Below are 18,019 nucleotides of genomic sequence, written 5' to 3'. Positions count from 1 at the left end.
ATTCTTCCAAATAAAAACACTTTCATCCGGTGGAATCATTACTGGATGAAAGTGCATCTTTGGTATATCAATCTTTCAACGATCGGACCAAATCGAGATCCGGTGTCACGTATACGGTTTGCTGTCCTTCATATATGACGAATCCGGGTTTGGCACCTTTAGGTTTCTTGACCTGTTTGACTTCGGTGAAATCAACGGGTACGGAGCTGGATTCACGGGCTTTACTGAAGTATGCGGCAATATTGGCAGCTTCCTTGATCGTTTCATCAGTTGGGTTGGAACTCTTGATGACAACGTGAGAACCTGGAATATCCTTCGTATGAAGCCAGACTTCATCTCTTCCTGCAACCCGGTTGGTCAAGTAGTCGTTTTGTTTATTGTTTTTACCGACCAGGATCTTTGTTCCGTCAGTTGACGTGTATTGTTCCAGGACGGGCTTCATATTGGCCTTTTTCTTTTTGGTTTGCTTGCGGACCTTCAGGTAACCCTCTTCTTCGAGTTCCTCCCTGATTTCCTCCACATCTTTCGTTGAAGCAGATTCTAATTGTTGCAGTAATTGTTCGAGATACACGATCTCTTCCTGTGCTTTTTCAATTTGTTCATGGACGATCTTTATGGCATTCTTCGCTTTTTGATAACGTGAAAAATAATTCTGTGCATTATCCGAAGGCGACTTTTGAGGATTTAATGGAATCGTGATACTTTCCCCGTTTTCGTCATAATAATTGACTACGCTCACCTCCGTCATCCCACGTTCCACGGCATATAGATTCGAAGTAAGAAGTTCACCGAGCAGCTGATAGCGGTCAGCCTGTTGGGCATCGTCAAGCGTTCGCTCCAGTTTCGTTATTTTGTTGATGTTCTTATCCCTTTCATTTCGAATGAACCGCTCGAGGTCATTTCCTTGTTGCTTGACTCGATCACGTGAAGCCTTCTGATAAAAGAAACGGTCGAGCAGTTCACTCAAGGAAGGGAATGTTTGTTTTTCACCCCCAAGATGTTGAAGGTCCATCCAGTAGAATGTTTCCTTATCTGCTGTGATCAGGGTCGGCGCTATATCAAAGTTTTTTGCATGAGCAATCAATGATAGGAATGACTCGGCAATGGCTGCCCCGCTGCCGATCCCTGCACGGTGTACGACTTCCTTCGCGTAAAGCGGTGAGATACCGGCGAAGGATTGGACAATCTGTTTATCAAGCTTACCCGAATTGAAATCAAGGGCGCGTAATACATCTACTGTTTCTGCTTCAAGTGGATCGATTTTATCCTGTTGAGGCGGCAACACGTAGGTATGGCCAGGCAATACAGTACGATGGGTGTTCATGCTTGGTGAAATATGCTTGATGCTGTCAAGAATCATATTTCGTTCTTTATCGACCAGGATGATATTACTGTGACGGCCCATTATTTCAACGATCAGTTGTTTATAAGATATATCCCCGATCTCGTTTCTGCCCTTCACTTCAAATACAATCATCCGATCCAATCCGATCTGACTGATCCCTTCGATGATCGACCCTTCAAGATGTTTCCGCAAGAGCATACAAAACATCGGTGGAACCGAGGGGTTGTCATAATTCTCAGCAGTCAATTGAACACGTGAGTAACTTGGGTGAGCGGATAAGAGCACTTTATGGTTCTTTCCATTTGCCCGGATAACCAGGATGATTTCATTTTTATAAGGTTGATGTATTTTGTTAATGCGTCCGTGTATTAAGTTTTCATTCAATTCTTTCGTCATGTTTCTTGTGAATAATCCATCAAATGACATATATAACATCCTCTGCTTCATGCGATTTCAGTATAGTTTGATTTCATCCGACCAGGGAGTGGTGAAAAGTGTATCAAATGTAACCGATTTTATCTCCCTGAAAGGGAAAATGCAAAACATACTTAAATCATATCATTTTTTAGGACGAGTCTGAATAAGAATGCTATGAGAAGGACAACTTTTCGTATCGTAGGAGGAGAGTGACATGGTTGCATGAAATTTCATGAGATGAGACAAGAGGACATAGAGCAGTCATTAAATACCAATTATCAAGAAGGGCTTTCAACAGAAGAGGTTGCAATCAGACGGAAACAATTTGGGTACAATCAATTAGAAGAAGCTGAGAAGCAATCAGCTTTATTGTTGTTTTTCAGTCAGTTCAAGGACTTCATGGTTCTCGTGTTATTGGCAGCCACGCTCATTTCAGGTTTACTCGGTGAATACATCGATGCCATCGCCATCATTGCCATTGTGTTCATTAACGGCTTTTTAGGCTTTTTCCAGGAGCGGAAAGCCGAGAGGTCGCTTCAAGCTTTAAAGGAGCTCTCTGCGCCACAGGTTTCAGTGTTAAGGGACGGTAAGTGGGTGAAAATCGTTTCTAAGGATGTCATCATTGGGGATGTCATCCGCTTTGCAAGTGGAGACCGGATCGGGGCGGATGTACGTCTCATTGAAGCGAATAATCTTGAAATAGAAGAATCCGCCCTGACCGGGGAGTCTTTACCCGTCACCAAATCCACAAACCCTGTAAATGGTGAAAATATGAGTCTCGGGGACTTGGAAAACATGGCATTTATGGGGACGATGGTCACGAGGGGAAATGGAATTGGTGTGGTGACTTCGATTGGTATGAAAACGGCAATGGGGCAAATTGCCGATATGATTCAAAACGCAGAAACCATGACGACCCCTCTTCAGAGAAGACTGGAAGAGTTAGGGAAGATCCTCATTACGGTTGCACTTGTACTGACGGGATTGGTGGTAGGGATCGGCGTGATCCAGGGCCATGATATGTATACGATGTTCTTAGCCGGGGTTTCATTGGCCGTAGCAGCCATACCTGAAGGGTTGCCTGCCATTGTGACGGTTGCCCTTTCTCTTGGTGTTCAAAGGATGATCAAGAAGAAAGCCATCGTCCGAAAGCTGCCGGCAGTGGAAACATTAGGCTGTGCATCGGTGATTTGTTCTGATAAAACCGGAACCTTGACACAGAACAAGATGACGGTCACCCATCTGTGGAGTGGAGGAAGGACGTGGACCGTCACCGGCACAGGCTATGAACCAGACGGCCAATTTTATACCGGGGAAAAACGGGTGACGCCTCACAGTGAGAATGCACTGCAGCAACTGTTGACTTTCGGGATGCTGTGCAATCATGCAGAGCTTGTAACCCGTGAAAAAACCTTTATCGTCGATGGTGACCCCACGGAAGGGGCCCTTCTTGTAGCAGGGTTAAAGGCCGGGCTTTCCAGGGAATCATTGCAGAAAAAATTCACGATTGTCAAAGAGTTCCCTTTTGATTCCACAAGGAAGATGATGAGTATCATCGTGGTCGACCAGAATGGAAAGCATTTCTCCGTAACGAAAGGAGCTCCTGACGTATTGGTCGGGAAAAGCGAATCGATCCTGTGGGAGGGAAGACTTCAGCCGAAATCACCAGAGGTCACCGAAAAAGTGGAAGGTGCCATCAGTGAGATGTCATCTAACGCATTACGAAACATTGCGATTGCATATAAACCGATCAAGGAACGTGCTGTTGAAGCGTTGGTGGAGGAGGACGTGGAAGAAGGGGTGACCTTCATCGGTTTACAAGGGATGATCGATCCTCCGAGACCTGAGGTGAAGCAGGCGGTGAAAGAGTGTCGTGCTGCCGGGATCAAGACGGTCATGATCACCGGCGACCATGTTCTGACGGCGAAAGCCATTGCCAAACAGCTGGGCATCTTGAAAAATAAAGACCGCGTCATGGATGGAAAAGAATTAAACGCAATGGAAGTGCATGAACTGGAAGAAATAGTGGATGAAGTGTCGGTGTTCGCCCGTGTATCACCAGAGCATAAGCTGAAAATCGTCAAAGCCCTCCAAAACAGGGGGCATGTGGTGGCGATGACAGGGGATGGGGTCAACGATGCCCCTGCCATTAAATCCTCGGATATTGGAGTCGCCATGGGGATTACAGGCACGGACGTATCAAAGGAATCTTCTTCGCTAGTCCTGTTGGATGATAACTTCGCTACGATTAAATCAGCCATACAGGAAGGAAGGAACATCTATGAAAATATCCGCAAATTCATTCGGTATCTGTTAGCTTCGAACGTCGGTGAAATCCTCGTCATGTTATTTGCCATGATTCTGGCTCTCCCGCTTCCATTGGTGCCGATCCAGATTTTATGGGTGAACCTGGTGACGGATGGCCTCCCTGCCATGGCACTTGGACTTGATAAGCCGGAAGATGATGTGATGAGAAGAAAACCGAGACATCCAAAGGAAGGTGTGTTTGCAAGGGGGCTCGGGTGGAAAGTGGTCTCCAGGGGATTCTTGATCGGCGGGGCGACGCTGCTTGCGTTCATGCTCTCGTATAAGACTCATCCGGATCACCTGGCGTATGCCCAAACCGTCGCGTTCGCTACTTTGGTCATGGCACAACTGATCCATGTGTTCGACTGCCGGAGTGAAGTCTCGGTGTTTTCAAGGAATCCGTTCGGGAACATGTATCTCGTTTTTGCCGTATTATCTTCACTCATATTAATGCTCTTAGTCATCTATATCCCTTCCCTGCAACCGATCTTCCATACAGTACCGATCGTATTGAAAGATTGGCTCTTGATCATTGGTTTAAGCTCCGTTCCAACCTTTTTACTGGCAGGGTCATTTTTTGCAAGAAAAAAACAGTGAAATGTGGTATAATCCAAAAGGTAATAGAGAAAATCCTCTATTACCTCAGACTGTAGACAAACCCCACCTTCACTTTAACCGAAGGTGGGGTTTTCTGATATTTTAAAAGATTTTTCTCCTGTTTCTAGGCTGGACATGGCCCTCGCCATGTCCAGTTTGCCAACTTCTTAAGATTCATGGCAGCGAATGTAAGCATCGCCTGCATTGAAACTTTTTTAAGACCTCTTAAGGTCGTCCAACGCATGCCATGCTTTTCTTTTGCGTCCGCAAAGACCCGTTCGATCGTTTCTTTGCGTTTCGCATATAGAGTTTTATTAAGTTCTGTATGTCTCAAATGTTCTACTTCATCTATGTAATCCTGCCACACATGTCGATGAATCATCTTGGTGTGATTCTTACTTTGTGTACAACGTTCTAACAGAGGACAGTCTTTACATTCCAAAGGATTTGAAGCGTATTGTTTGTACCCGTCTCTTGTGGTAGTACGGTAAGGTAAAATTTGTCCTTCGGGACAAAGATAGGAGTCAAAATATTCATCGTAAACGTATTCGTATTTCCTAAGATATCCGTCTTTCGTTCTCGGCCGTGTATAAGGCATAACGGGTCTGATTTCTTGGTCCATGAGGAATTTAGCGATGTGGGGTGTTTTATATCCTGCATCAACAGCGACAGAACTGGGCTTACCGACTTTATCCGTGACTTGAGTGACGAGCTTGTCCAACATCCGACTATCGTGAACATTTCCTCCCGTGACAAGAGATCCTAAGATAAAACCCCGGGAGTCGCTTGCCGTATGAAAAGAATACGCAAACAGCTTTTCGCGCTCATCTTTTACGTAATACCCACTTTCAGGGTCTGTCGTGCTGACCTTTATTTCTTTTGACTCTTCTTTATTCTGTGGGGGGAAGGGCTTTTTTCCGTGTTCCTCTCGGTCAATGTTGATCTCTTTATCCAGCTGATCCTGATACGTTCTAGTTTCGACTCGGGCTATTTTCTTTTCGAATTTCTTCTTATTCGCATTCGCTTTTACATGAGTAGAATCTATAAACGCAACGGATGGATCCACCAATCCTTTGGTCATCGCTTCTTTCAAAATGCGGTAGAAAATTTGTTCAAAGAGATCCGTATCGTGGAAGCGCCTAACGTAGTTTTTACCGAAGGTTGAAAAGTGAGGGATTTTCTCTTTGAACGAATACCCAATAAACCATCGATAAGCAACGTTGGTTTCGATTTCTTTGATGGTTTGACGCATGGAGCGTATGCCAAAGAGGTATTGGGTAAAGACCATTTTAATGAGAACAACGGGATCAATACCAGGCCGCCCATTGTCTAAACAATATTTATCTTCTACTAAGTCATAAATAAATTCAAAATCAATCGCTTGTTCAACTTTCCTAACTAGATGATCCTCAGGAACAAGTTCATCTAGCGCAACCATTTCAATTTGATTTCTTCCTTCTTTAGTGTGTTTTGATAACATTTTTATCCCCCACAAAAGCTTTATTCCTTTCTATTATACAAAAAAAGCTTGTAGACTTGGTCTAATTCTTAGACTTTGTCTACAAGCTGAGGTAATAGAGAAAATCCTCTATTACCTTTTTTATATAATGAGATATGTTGTACATAAGTGAGTGCTTCTCTTCTCAATCGATCAGCACGAGATGAAAATGAATTCGGTTATCTTACATACGAATACCGTCAAAGGATTGGATGTGATCGTAATGGTTGTCAGTATGACAGGCTTTGGAAGAAGCAAATCAGACTCTGAACAACATACTGTAACGGTTGAAATGAAATCCGTGAATCACAGATTCAGTGAATGTTACATAAGAATGCCGCGACAATTAATGAAGCTAGAGGATAAAATCAAGAAGCAAGTATTCCAACATGTCAAAAGAGGAAAAGTTGATATTTTCATTACCATCACAGGGGACGGCCTTGTTCATAAAAATCTTCATATTGACTGGAAGCTCATTCAAGATTATTATCAGTTAGTAAATGAAGTGAAAGAAACCTTTTCCTTAAAAGATGATGTGCGATTATCCCATCTCTTGAACAGAGAAGAATTCATCCTGATTGAAGAGATGGAAGAAGAAAATGAAGAGCTTGAGAATCTGGTATTAAACGCTGTGGATGAAGCAGCGCTGGACCTTAGAAAGATGCGGGAGAAAGAAGGGGAACTTCTCAAGAAAGATTTTCTCATCCATCTTAGTCAGTTTGAAAAGAATATCATTGAACTGTCCAGTCATGCTCCGGAAGTGGTCAATCAATATAGAGAACGACTAAGAAAGAGGATTGCCGAATACAACGAAACATCTTTCGATGAAAGCCGTTTGCTTACGGAAGTGGCCATCTTTGCCGATAAGTCAGACATAACGGAAGAATTGACAAGACTTAAAAGTCATATTCAGTACTTTCACTCCACATTAATCGATTGTGGGCCTGTAGGCAGGAAACTGGATTTCATGATCCAGGAAATGAACAGGGAAGTGAATACGATTGGGTCGAAAGCAAATGATTCCCTCATTGCCACCATTGTAGTGGAACTGAAATCAACACTTGAGAAGCTGAGGGAACAAGTGCAAAATGTAGAATAAGAAGTTTAGTTTCCTATCATTCAGGCGAAACTAAACTATTGATTAGGAGGAGCGTTATGTCGATCAAGCTCATCAATATAGGTTTTGGAAATATCGTGTCAGCCAACCGGATCATTTCAATCGTAAGTCCGGAATCAGCCCCGATCAAACGCTTGATACAAGATGCAAGGGACAGGGGAACACTCGTTGATGCTACATACGGAAGAAGAACAAGAGCGGTGATCATTACGGATAGCGATCACGTTATTCTTTCAGCTGTTCAACCCGAAACCGTTGCTCATCGTTTGACAGATAAAGAGGATTTAGTAGAAGAAGGGCAGGGTAAATAAATGAAAGAAAAAGGATTGCTGATCGTTCTTTCCGGACCATCAGGTGTAGGGAAAGGAACAGTTCGTAAAGCGATTTTTTCCCAGGAAGATACAAGGTTTGAATATTCCATCTCCATGACTACGCGGAAACCCCGTGAAGGAGAAGTGGATGGTGTAGATTATTTCTTTAAATCAAGAGAGGATTTCGAAGTGCTGATCGAGCAGGGGAAACTGTTGGAGTATGCAGAATTTGTAGGGAACTATTATGGAACCCCTGTAGATTATGTCCGGGAAACCCTGGATGCAGGAAGAGATGTCTTTCTTGAGATCGAAGTACAAGGTGCACAACAGGTCAGGGATAAATTCCCCGAAGGTTTATTTATCTTCCTGGCACCCCCAAGTCTTTCTGAACTTCAGAACCGCCTCGTGACAAGAGGCACTGAGACAGATGATTTGATCAGGGGCAGGATGAATACCGCAAGGAAAGAAATCGAAATGATGAATTTATACGATTACATTGTTGAAAATGACCAGATTGAACATGCGGTAGATAAGATTAAATCCATCGTTCAGGCAGAACACTGCAAACGGGAACGAGTGCAACAACGATACTTAAATATGCTGGAGGCTGAATAAATGTTAAACCCATCCATTGATTCATTAATGAAGAAGATTGATTCTAAATATTCGTTGGTCAGTATTGCGGCTAAGCGTGCAAGAAACCTGCAAGACTCGGGGGATTACCGTTTGAACCGATATGATTCTCATAAATTCGTAGGTAAGGCCCTAGAAGAAATTCATGCCGGTCAATTATCTATGAAAGAAAGAGACGCCAAAGCCGTTTATTCTGATGAATAGGCCGGCGGATCTTATTGAATAACTCCAGGGGTTGACTCGGAAGATTTCATCATCTTTCGGGACAACCCTATTTTCTTTTTCTATCAATATCCTTCATAATATAAGAAGGATAAAGTGTAATGGGGGAAAGTAGAATGATGCAGGGGAAAAGAATACTATTATGTGTATCTGGCGGAATAGCTGTATACAAAGCGGCAGCCTTGACCAGCAAGCTGGTGCAGGGCGGTGCTGAAGTGAAGGTGATCATGACGGAGTCGGCACGTAAATTTGTGGCCCCTCTTACCTTTCAGGCATTATCCCGTCAGGATGTGTATTGGGACACCTTTGATGAAAAAGATTCATCAAAGATCGCTCATATCGACTTGGCGGATTGGGCTGACCTCGTACTGGTGGCACCTGCCACGGCAAACATGATCGGAAAGCTTGCAAACGGGATTGCAGATGACATGATTACAACCACGATTCTTGCAACGACGGCACAGGTGTGGATCGCCCCGGCCATGAATGTACATATGTATGATCATCCAGCAGTTAAACGGAATATTGAAACCCTTTTTGGGTTCGGCTATCAATTTGTCGAACCAAGTGAAGGGTATTTAGCCTGTGGGTATATTGGCAAGGGAAGATTGGAAGAACCCGAGAAGGTAGTGGAGCTGGTTGATCGTTTTTTCCAGGAACGTGACAGTGATAAAAAGCTCCTCGAGGGGAGGAAAGTAGTGATCACGGCCGGTCCGACGAGGGAGATGGTGGATCCTGTACGATTCTTCACCAATCGTTCAACCGGAAAGATGGGATACGCCCTTGCTGAAGCGGCCGTTTCCCTTGGAGCTGATGTCGTATTGATCTCCGGACCTTCCGTGTTACCGATTCCAGCAGGTGTTGAATTTGTCTCCGTGACGACTGCTGAGGAAATGTATCATAGGGTCCATGACGTATTTCCATCTGCAGACATCGTCGTAAAGAGTGCAGCAGTCGCCGACTACCGTCCTAAAGAAATATTTGAAGATAAGTTAAAGAAAAAAGATGTAAATCTGGTGATTGAATTTGAGCGTACAAAGGATATATTAATGAGCCTTGGTGAAAGGAAGACACACCAATACCTCATCGGATTTGCAGCTGAGACGACAAACGTCGAAGAGTATGCCAAGGCGAAGCTTGAGAAAAAGCGGGCAGATATGATCGTCGCAAATAATGTGAAAGAAACGGGATCCGGGTTCGGAACAGATACAAACAAAGTATCGATTGTCACGAGTGGGGGAGACGTTCGCGAGCTGCCTTTATTATCAAAGGTAGAGGTAGCCAAAGAAATCTATAAAGAAGCCGTCCGGCATATGAAGAAGGGTTCCTCCCATGAACGTAGCTAGCGTCATTGTCGACGTTCCTGCCATGCAGACGGATCGAACGTATGATTACAGTATCCCGGATGAATGGAAAGGCAGCATCGTTCCCGGTATGAGGGTCGTTGTGCCCTTTGGTCCGAGGAAAATCCAGGGCTTTGTCATTGAATTAAAGGAAAAAGGGGAAGTCTCGAAACTTAAATCGATCGTCGAGCCGATGGATCTCATACCCGTCCTGAATAAAGAGTTACTTGCACTCGGGAGCTGGTTGACCGAGAAGACTCTCTGCTTTAAAATCTCCGCCTTTCAAGCGATGCTTCCTGCAGCCATGAAAGCGAAGTATGAAAAATTCCTTCGACTGGAAGAAGGCAGGAATCCGGGTGAACTCCATCTCTCCCTCCAACGCTTTTTCCAGGACGGAAAAGAGGTCTCCTGGAATGCAATCGAAGAAAGCGGCATGCTCACCCTCGTACATAAAGAGGTGAAAAATGGCTCTGTCGAAGTCATCTACAGGGTGAAAGCGAAAGGGAATAAGAAAACAGTACGAAAGCTTTATCTGAACGTACCGATCGATCAAGTGGATGAAGTGAAAGATGGTTTGCCGCCCCAGGCCAGTAAGCAAAAACAAATCATCGAATATATGTTGGATGCGGCTCCTGGTGGTGATGGGATACTCGCATCCGCCCTGACGGAAGTGATGGCCACGACTTCAAGTACCATAAAGTCTTTAGTCCATAAAGGGATCCTTGTAGAGAAAAACGTGGAAGTGTACCGTGATCCTTTTGAAAATAAAACATTTGAGAAGACATTCCCCCTCTCATTGACTTCCCAGCAGGAAGAGGCGATTCGTCCGATACTGAGTACCATCGATCAAGAGGAGCATCACACATTTCTCCTTTACGGTGTTACAGGGAGCGGGAAGACAGAGATCTATCTGCAGTCCATCCAACGGGTACTCGAGGAAGGGAAAGAAGCAATCGTACTTGTTCCAGAGATTTCCCTTACCCCTCAGATGGTACACCGCTTTAAAGGAAGGTTTGGTGACGATGTCGCCGTCCTTCACAGCGGATTATCAGTCGGGGAAAAGTATGATGAGTGGAGAAAGATCCAGCGCAAGGAAGTGAAAGTGGTGGTCGGAGCCCGCTCTGCCGTTTTTGCCCCTTTTGAAAATATCGGGATCATCATCATCGATGAAGAGCATGAAACCAGCTACAAGCAAGAGGAAAATCCACGTTATCACGCAAGGGACGTGGCCATCTATCGAGGGGAATTCCATCAATGCCCGGTGATCTTAGGCAGTGCAACCCCTTCACTTGAATCCTTCGCCCGGTCTTCAAAAGGGGTTTACGGACTATTGACACTTGATAAACGGATGAATGACGGGCCGCTTCCATCGGTAGATATCGTGGATATGAGAGAGGAACTCAGGAAGGGAAACCGTTCCATGTTTTCAACCAACCTGTTCGAAAAGCTCCAGGGCAGGCTTGAAAAGGGAGAGCAGACTGTCCTTTTTCTAAATCGCAGGGGGCACTCATCCTTCATCATGTGCAGAGATTGCGGCTTTGTCCTGCAATGCCCCAATTGCGATATCTCCTTGACCTATCATCGATTTTCCAATGGGATGAAATGCCATTATTGCGGGTATGAAGAAGGGGTCCCATCCACATGTCCAGAATGCACAAGTGAGCATATCCGTTATTTTGGGACGGGTACACAGAAGGTTGAGGAAGAATTGACAAAGCTCCTCCCGGATGCAAGGATCATTCGTATGGATGTCGATACCACATCCCGGAAAGGCTCACATGAAAAACTGTTAACGGCTTTCGGGGAAGGCAAGGCAGATATCCTCCTGGGTACGCAAATGATTGCAAAGGGCCTGGATTTTCCGAATATCACCCTGGTAGGTGTACTCAGTGCGGATACGATGCTCCATCTGCCGGATTTCAGGGCAGCGGAAAAGACGTTCCAATTGTTGACTCAAGTAAGTGGAAGGGCTGGCAGGCACACACTGCCCGGGGAAGTAGTCATCCAAACGTATACACCGGAGCACTATTCGATCGAATTAGCATCCAATCATGATTATAATCGTTTTTATCAGCAGGAAATGATGATGAGAAAAATGGGTTCCTATCCTCCTTTTTATTACATCACGCTGATCACATTAAGTCATGAAGATTTAATGAAGGTTGTGGATATTTCAGAGAAAATGACGGCATTCATCCGTTCAAAGCTATCTGATACAACGATCATCCTCGGACCGGTTGCATCGCCCATTCCCAGGATCAAGAATAGATACCGTTATCAATGTTTGATAAAATACAAGCGTGAACCAAATCTTGGGAGTACGTTAAAAACAGTACTGGATCAATTTCAGCAGCAATATGCATCTCAAGGGTTAACCATCTCCATAGATGTGAACCCTTATATGATGATGTAACACTATTCATATAGAAAAATGGAGGACAGTTATGGCAATACTTCCAATCGTCATGCATCCGGATGCCATTCTCGAAAAGGAATGTGAGAAGGTAACGGATTTTGATAAAAAGTTAAAGAAATTACTTGTAAATATGTATGATACCATGATCGAGGCGGACGGAGTCGGGCTTGCAGCCCCTCAAGTGGGCATCGACCTTCAGGTAGCGGTCGTCGACATCGGCGATGAATCAGGAACAATTGAACTGATCAATCCGGAAATCATCGAGTCAGAAGGGTCTCAAACCGACATCGAAGGATGCCTGAGCTTCCCCGGCCTCTACGGAGAAGTGACACGCCCATACTCGATCAGGGTCCGTACACAGGACCGTAAAGGAAGAACGGTTGAATTTCAAGCCCAGGATTTTCTGGCCAGGGCCATCCAGCATGAAATCGATCACCTGCACGGCATTTTATTTACAACAAAAGTAGAAAAGTATATTACAGAAGAAGAATTAGAAGGGTATGAAGCTTAATGACGAAAGTGATCTTTATGGGAACACCCGATTTCTCGGTTCCTGTTCTCCAATCTCTAATAGATGAAAAATATGATGTGATCGCAGTTGTGACACAACCGGATCGCCCCGTCGGAAGGAAAAGGATCCTCACGCCACCACCTGTCAAAGTGGCCGCTGAAAAGCACGGAATCCCGGTCTACCAGCCCGAGAAAATAAAGAATGAAGAAGAGTTAAACCAAGTGCTTGAGTTAAAACCGGACCTTATCGTGACGGCTGCTTTCGGTCAGATCCTTCCGAACAAACTGCTTGAGGCACCTAAATATGGATGCATCAATGTTCATGCTTCCCTGCTACCTGAACTCCGTGGAGGAGCGCCAATCCATTATTCCATTCTCCAGGGAAAAGGGAAAACGGGCATTACCATTATGTATATGGTGGAAAAGCTAGATGCGGGGGATATCATCAGCCAAGTGGAAGTGGAGATCGAAGAACGTGATCATGTCGGTACACTTCACGACAAACTGAGCGCGGCAGGTGCCAAATTACTTATAGACACCATCCCTCCATTACTGAGAGGGGAAATCTCACCCGTAAAACAGGATGATTCAAAAGCGACCTTCGCACGTAATATCAAGCGTGAACAAGAGAAGATCGACTGGACGCGTGACGGGGAAGAAATCTACAATCATATCAGGGGACTCCATCCGTGGCCGGTTGCGTATACCACATTGGACGGCTCGGTCATGAAAGTATGGTGGGGAGAGAAAGTGAGCGTGACCCCGTCATCACCCGGGAAAATCATCGGGATTGAAGAGGATGGTTTCGTTGTATCGACCGGCAACTCAACGGGAATTAAAATCACGGATTTACAACCCTCGGGCAAGAAAAGGATGAGTGCAAGGGACTACCTTCGGGGAGCGGGCGCACATTTAAAAGCCGGCCTGATGGTAGGTGAAGAACATGAGTAAACGAAATAAAACCGTACGGGAAGCAGCACTCGATGTCATCGAGGCAGTGGAAAAGAATCAATCATACAGCAATTTACTGCTTCATTCAGTGATCGAAAAAAACGAATTGCCGGGTAAGGATATCGGTTTATTAACGGAATTGACCTACGGGACCATTCAACGCAAAATGACGCTGGATTTCTATTTGGCACCATTCATCAAGGGGAAGCTGGATGATTGGGTTCGTCAATTGTTACGATTATCCCTTTATCAGCTGGTCTACTTAGACCGGATACCGGATCGCGCAGTATTCTATGAAGCAGTCGAAATCGCTAAAAAAAGAGGACATAAGGGTATCTCAGGATTAGTCAATGGGGTATTAAGGTCTGTACAGAGAAAAGGCCTACCGACTCTTGATTCCATCAAGGACCCGGTTGAAAGGGTCGCTATCGAAACGAGTCATCCATACTGGCTTGTCAAGAGATGGTCCGAACAATTTGGTTTAGAGAAAACGAAAGAAATGTGCGAAACCAACTTGATCGCTCCACACCAAACGGCCCGTGTGAATACCACCAGGATCAGCCGTGAAGAGCTCTTGCAGCAATTGGCTGACAGCGGAAATGAAGTGCAGGAAAGTTTGATCGTACCGGAAGCGGTGCAGTCTCTTCGGGGGAACCTTGCGAAAACAGATGCCTACCGAAATGGATTATGTACGATTCAGGATGAAAGCTCGATGCTTGTTTCTTATGCTTTAAAGCTTGAAAAAGGGATGAAAGTGCTGGATGCGTGTGCAGCACCTGGAGGAAAAACGACGCATATTGCGGAGAAGCTCTCCGGAACCGGCGAAGTCCATGCCCTGGATCTTCATAAGCATAAAGTCAAATTAATCGACGAAAATGCTTCCCGACTCGGTCTTTCCAATGTACACACCGCTGCCCTTGATAGCAGGAAAGCAGGAGAGAAGTTTGAAAAGGGAAGTTTCGATCGGATATTGGTCGATGCACCATGTTCCGGTTTAGGTGTTCTCAGAAGAAAACCGGATATTAAATATGCAAAGAAAGAGGCAGATTTACTATCCCTTCAAAAGATCCAGCTCGATATCCTCTCGGCGGTTGCACCCTTGCTGAAAAAAGGTGGATTACTGGTATATAGCACATGTACGGTGGATCGCAACGAAAATGAAGGAACCGTCTCGGCCTTTCTGAATGATCACCCTGACTTTGAGTTTCATGCACTCGATCAACTTCCGGAAACGGTGAGACCGTTCATTGACGGGAACCAAATGCAAATTTTCCCACAGGATTTCGGAGGCGACGGCTTCTATATCTCGTGCTTCCTGAAAAAGGATTGAGTCGATATTCATCAAATGTTGAAAGTAAAGCAGGAAAATCCGCTGTAAAAGTCGTAAAAGTACAACAGACCTTTTAGTATGTTATGTGCAGAAGGAACTACTTGAAACAGGTGCAGAAGAAGAGAAGAGGTGACCTAAGTGAAGACGGTTTATTTTACGGACAAAGGGAAAGTGCGGCAGCTGAATGAAGATAGTGCCGGTGTATTCGTGAATCAGCATGGAGATCATTTAGCTGTTGTAGCAGATGGGATGGGCGGCCACAGAGCAGGGGACGTTGCCAGTGAGCTTACCATTTCCATCTTAAAGGACTTATGGGAGAAAACCGAGAAATTTCACACCGCTGATGAAGCAGAAAATTGGTTAAAATCAACTATTAACGAAGTAAACAAAGAAGTATATACTTATTCTCAATCCAATTCCGAATGCGAAGGGATGGGCACGACTCTCGTCGGAGCCATCTGTACTTCTTTATTTGCAACGATTGTCAATATTGGTGACAGCAGAGGGTACATCCTGAATGAAAACGGATTTCATCAATTGACCGAAGATCATACGCTTGTGAATGAATTGGTGAGAAGCGGTGAAATTTCAAAGGAAGATGCAGAGCATCATCCGAGAAAAAATGTCATTTTAAGAGCGATCGGTACGGAAGCTTCAATTACGATGGATATTAAAACGATCATGTTCGAAGAGGAAGATGTCATTCTTCTATGTTCAGACGGTCTTTCGAATAAAGTCTCTGAAAAAGAAATGAAAGAGGTATTGGCCCAGGACCACTCCCTGGAAAATAAAGGGGAGTCGCTCGTTCATTTAGCCAATGAATATGGCGGTGAAGATAATATTACCGTAGTAATTGTCGAGTTTGCCGCTGAAACGGAAAGCGGGTGATAACATGATGGAAGGTAAGCGCATCAGTGGGCGTTACAGAATTATTAAACTCATTGGTGGAGGGGGAATGGCCAACGTTTATTTAGCTCACGATGTGATTCTTGATCGTGAAGTGGCCATTAAAATGCTCCGGATCGACTTTGCCAATGAAGAGGAGTTCATTAAACGATTCCAACGGGAAGCCCAATCTGCTACTAGTCTTGCCCACCCTAATATTGTGAGCATTTATGATGTAGGAGAAGAGGATGATCTCTATTATATCGTCATGGAATATGTTCATGGCATGACGCTAAAGCAATACATACAGCAACACTCGCCTGTCAATGTCGACAAGGCGATCGATATCATGAAGCAACTGACAATCGCCATGTCACATGCTCATCAGAATCATATCGTGCACCGTGACATTAAGCCTCATAACATCCTTCTTGATGAAGAAGGAAATGTGAAGATAACGGATTTCGGGATCGCGATGGCCCTTAGTGCCACATCGATCACACAGACAAATTCGGTTCTTGGATCGGTACACTATCTTTCTCCTGAGCAGGCAAGAGGCGGGATGGCCACAAAGAAATCGGACATCTATTCCCTCGGGATCGTCATGTTCGAATTGTTGACGGGCAGATTACCTTTCTCCGGAGAGTCGGCGGTCTCGATTGCCTTAAAGCATCTGCAATCGGAAACACCTTCCTTGAAAAGGTGGAACCCGGACATTCCGCAAAGTGTAGAAAATATCGTACTGAAAGCAACGGCAAAGGATCCTTTCAGACGATACGAAAGCCTTGAAGAAATGGATGACGACTTGTCGACGGCCCTTGATGCCGATCGCATGAACGAACCTAAATTTGCCGTTCCTCTTGACGATGAAGCGACTAAAGCGATCCCTGTCATCACGGATCAAAAGGCGTACTCGAATTTAGATGATACGATCGTCCATCACCAGACAGACGACGTGCAAACCAAGCCGACCCCGCCAGTGAAAGAGGGGAAGAAGGGTAAAAAAGATAAAACAAAACCGCCTAAAGGTAAAAGTAAGAAGAAGTGGCCGATGGTGATCATTGGTTTATTCTTTTTATTGATCCTGTTAGGGGTCGCGGCTGTCACGATGGTACCAGGTTTATTGGGGCCGAAAGAGATAGAAGTACCGAACGTTTCTGAAATGGATCAAACCGAAGCGATTTCGACGATCATATCAGCTGGGTTTGTGGTGGGTGAAACCAAGAAGGTACCCGATGAAGAAATTCCCGAAGAATATGTGATCAAGACCAATCCGAAAGCAGGCCGAATGGCGAATGAAGGGTCGGCTATTGATATCTATGTCAGTACGGGTAAAGAAAAAGTGGAAGTCGATGATTATGTCGGGAAAGATTTTGAAGAAGTGTCTGCAGATTTGGAGGAAAAAGGATTCACGGTAGAGAAAGAAGAAGAGTTTAATGATGAAAAGGCCAAGGGGACGATCTTGGATCAGGACCCGTCACCAGGGGACGACGTCGTGGCTGAGGAGACGACGATAACGTTTACGGTGAGTAAGGGTCGGGAATCCTTTGATTTAGACAGTTTGGAAGGGTTCGATCAAACTGCACTCGATAAATATGAAGCATCAAAAGGGATAAACATCATTGTACAAAGTGAAGAATTCTCATCAGAAGTAGAAGAGGGCAAGGTGATTTCCCATAAGCCGGTGGCAAGTACCCCAATAACAAAAGGGGATACGGTTTATGTGATTATGTCTAAGGGTCCTGAACCGCCTAAGGAAGTACCGACTAAGGAGGTTACCGAAGACGTAACCATCCCTTATAAGGGTCAAGAAGGGAATCCCCAATCCGTGGAAGTATTCATTGACGATAAGGACAGCAATCTTGACGACAGTGATGCAGACCAAGTTCAAGGGATTTATGAGGATACGACCATTACATTGACCTTCACGTTAGAAGAGGGAACAAAAGGGGAGTATCTCATTTTAGTCGACGGGGAAAAGTATGAAACAGGGACTGTCGAGTATCCTAAAGAAGAATAACATCGCCAAGGGGCTGTACCCGGGTTTTTAAAGAACCTACGGGACAGTCCTCTTGTTTTCATTTATAATGGGAATGATACATAATGAAGATAACGAAATTATTTAGATAACCGTATT

Annotated in this window: 14 protein-coding genes; 12 read left to right on the top strand and 2 right to left on the bottom strand. The window is 44.8% G+C overall.

Annotated features, from left to right (window positions below):
- Nucleotides 1-67 precede the first annotated feature (67 nt).
- Nucleotides 68-1,771, bottom strand: a complete 1,704-nt coding sequence (locus N5C46_RS05245; RefSeq protein ID WP_261751199.1) for an Rqc2 family fibronectin-binding protein — start codon at nucleotides 1,769-1,771, stop codon at nucleotides 68-70.
- Between the two features lie 213 nt (nucleotides 1,772-1,984).
- Between N5C46_RS05245 and N5C46_RS05240 the strand changes: the two genes are divergently transcribed.
- Complete coding sequence (locus N5C46_RS05240; RefSeq protein WP_261751198.1) at nucleotides 1,985-4,666, top strand: calcium-translocating P-type ATPase, SERCA-type; 2,682 nt, start codon at nucleotides 1,985-1,987, stop codon at nucleotides 4,664-4,666.
- A gap of 124 nt (nucleotides 4,667-4,790) precedes the next feature.
- Here N5C46_RS05240 and N5C46_RS05235 read toward each other — a convergent pair whose 3' ends face one another.
- The gene (locus N5C46_RS05235) at nucleotides 4,791-6,146 is read right to left on the bottom strand and encodes an IS1182 family transposase (RefSeq protein ID WP_261748840.1); all 1,356 of its coding nucleotides are present in this window, start codon (nucleotides 6,144-6,146) and stop codon (nucleotides 4,791-4,793) included.
- Between the two features lie 241 nt (nucleotides 6,147-6,387).
- Between N5C46_RS05235 and N5C46_RS05230 the strand changes: the two genes are divergently transcribed.
- The 11 genes from N5C46_RS05230 (at nucleotide 6,388) to pknB (ending at nucleotide 17,902) form a co-directional block, all read left to right on the top strand.
- A complete protein-coding gene (locus tag N5C46_RS05230; protein WP_261752285.1) occupies nucleotides 6,388-7,263 on the top strand; it encodes a YicC/YloC family endoribonuclease in 876 nt (291 codons plus the stop codon).
- 56 nt (nucleotides 7,264-7,319) lie between these two features.
- Nucleotides 7,320-7,592 (top strand): extracellular matrix/biofilm regulator RemA, encoded by a 273-nt coding sequence (remA, locus tag N5C46_RS05225; protein ID WP_034755776.1) that lies wholly within the window; start codon nucleotides 7,320-7,322, stop codon nucleotides 7,590-7,592.
- Nucleotides 7,593-8,207, top strand: a complete 615-nt coding sequence (gmk, locus tag N5C46_RS05220) for a guanylate kinase (RefSeq protein ID WP_034755774.1) — start codon at nucleotides 7,593-7,595, stop codon at nucleotides 8,205-8,207.
- Nucleotides 8,208-8,429 (top strand): DNA-directed RNA polymerase subunit omega, encoded by a 222-nt coding sequence (rpoZ, locus tag N5C46_RS05215; protein ID WP_261751197.1) that lies wholly within the window; start codon nucleotides 8,208-8,210, stop codon nucleotides 8,427-8,429. It abuts the gene before it with no gap.
- A 134-nt stretch (nucleotides 8,430-8,563) separates the two neighbouring features.
- Nucleotides 8,564-9,793, top strand: coding sequence for a bifunctional phosphopantothenoylcysteine decarboxylase/phosphopantothenate--cysteine ligase CoaBC (coaBC, locus tag N5C46_RS05210; RefSeq protein ID WP_261752284.1), 1,230 nt, complete (start codon nucleotides 8,564-8,566; stop codon nucleotides 9,791-9,793).
- Entirely contained in the window at nucleotides 9,780-12,203 is a 2,424-nt protein-coding gene (priA, locus tag N5C46_RS05205; RefSeq protein ID WP_261751196.1) for a primosomal protein N', read from the top strand. Before coaBC ends, priA begins: the two co-directional genes overlap by 14 nt.
- A 31-nt stretch (nucleotides 12,204-12,234) precedes the next feature.
- Nucleotides 12,235-12,717: a peptide deformylase gene (def, locus tag N5C46_RS05200; protein ID WP_261751195.1), complete on the top strand. Its 483-nt coding sequence runs from the start codon at nucleotides 12,235-12,237 to the stop codon at nucleotides 12,715-12,717.
- Complete coding sequence (gene fmt, locus N5C46_RS05195; protein WP_261751194.1) at nucleotides 12,717-13,667, top strand: methionyl-tRNA formyltransferase; 951 nt, start codon at nucleotides 12,717-12,719, stop codon at nucleotides 13,665-13,667. Before def ends, fmt begins: the two co-directional genes overlap by 1 nt.
- The gene (gene rsmB / locus N5C46_RS05190) at nucleotides 13,660-14,997 is read left to right on the top strand and encodes a 16S rRNA (cytosine(967)-C(5))-methyltransferase RsmB (RefSeq protein ID WP_261751193.1); all 1,338 of its coding nucleotides are present in this window, start codon (nucleotides 13,660-13,662) and stop codon (nucleotides 14,995-14,997) included. Before fmt ends, rsmB begins: the two co-directional genes overlap by 8 nt.
- 138 nt (nucleotides 14,998-15,135) lie before the next feature.
- Entirely contained in the window at nucleotides 15,136-15,885 is a 750-nt protein-coding gene (locus N5C46_RS05185; protein ID WP_261751192.1) for a Stp1/IreP family PP2C-type Ser/Thr phosphatase, read from the top strand.
- A gap of 4 nt (nucleotides 15,886-15,889) precedes the next feature.
- Nucleotides 15,890-17,902: a Stk1 family PASTA domain-containing Ser/Thr kinase gene (gene pknB, locus N5C46_RS05180; protein ID WP_261751191.1), complete on the top strand. Its 2,013-nt coding sequence runs from the start codon at nucleotides 15,890-15,892 to the stop codon at nucleotides 17,900-17,902.
- Nucleotides 17,903-18,019: the final 117 nt, after the last annotated feature.

Source organism: Rossellomorea vietnamensis (assembly GCF_025398035.1).
GTDB lineage: Bacteria > Bacillota > Bacilli > Bacillales > Bacillaceae_B > Rossellomorea > Rossellomorea vietnamensis_B.
This window is presented reverse-complemented; position numbering and strand designations above follow the sequence as displayed.

Excerpts from the sequence above, each read along its gene's own strand:
- remA (WP_034755776.1), top strand. The coding sequence starts at position 7,320 with ATGTCGATCAAGCTCATCAATATAGGTTTTGGAAATATCGTGTCAGCC.
- pknB (WP_261751191.1), top strand. The coding sequence starts at position 15,890 with ATGATGGAAGGTAAGCGCATCAGTGGGCGTTACAGAATTATTAAACTC.
- coaBC (WP_261752284.1), top strand. The coding sequence starts at position 8,564 with ATGATGCAGGGGAAAAGAATACTATTATGTGTATCTGGCGGAATAGCT.
- N5C46_RS05235 (WP_261748840.1), bottom strand. The coding sequence starts at position 6,146 with ATGTTATCAAAACACACTAAAGAAGGAAGAAATCAAATTGAAATGGTT.
- N5C46_RS05245 (WP_261751199.1), bottom strand. The coding sequence starts at position 1,771 with ATGTCATTTGATGGATTATTCACAAGAAACATGACGAAAGAATTGAAT.
- N5C46_RS05230 (WP_261752285.1), top strand. The coding sequence starts at position 6,388 with ATGGTTGTCAGTATGACAGGCTTTGGAAGAAGCAAATCAGACTCTGAA.
- def (WP_261751195.1), top strand. The coding sequence starts at position 12,235 with ATGGCAATACTTCCAATCGTCATGCATCCGGATGCCATTCTCGAAAAG.
- rpoZ (WP_261751197.1), top strand. The coding sequence starts at position 8,208 with ATGTTAAACCCATCCATTGATTCATTAATGAAGAAGATTGATTCTAAA.
- gmk (WP_034755774.1), top strand. The coding sequence starts at position 7,593 with ATGAAAGAAAAAGGATTGCTGATCGTTCTTTCCGGACCATCAGGTGTA.
- rsmB (WP_261751193.1), top strand. The coding sequence starts at position 13,660 with ATGAGTAAACGAAATAAAACCGTACGGGAAGCAGCACTCGATGTCATC.
- N5C46_RS05240 (WP_261751198.1), top strand. The coding sequence starts at position 1,985 with ATGAAATTTCATGAGATGAGACAAGAGGACATAGAGCAGTCATTAAAT.
- priA (WP_261751196.1), top strand. The coding sequence starts at position 9,780 with ATGAACGTAGCTAGCGTCATTGTCGACGTTCCTGCCATGCAGACGGAT.
- fmt (WP_261751194.1), top strand. The coding sequence starts at position 12,717 with ATGACGAAAGTGATCTTTATGGGAACACCCGATTTCTCGGTTCCTGTT.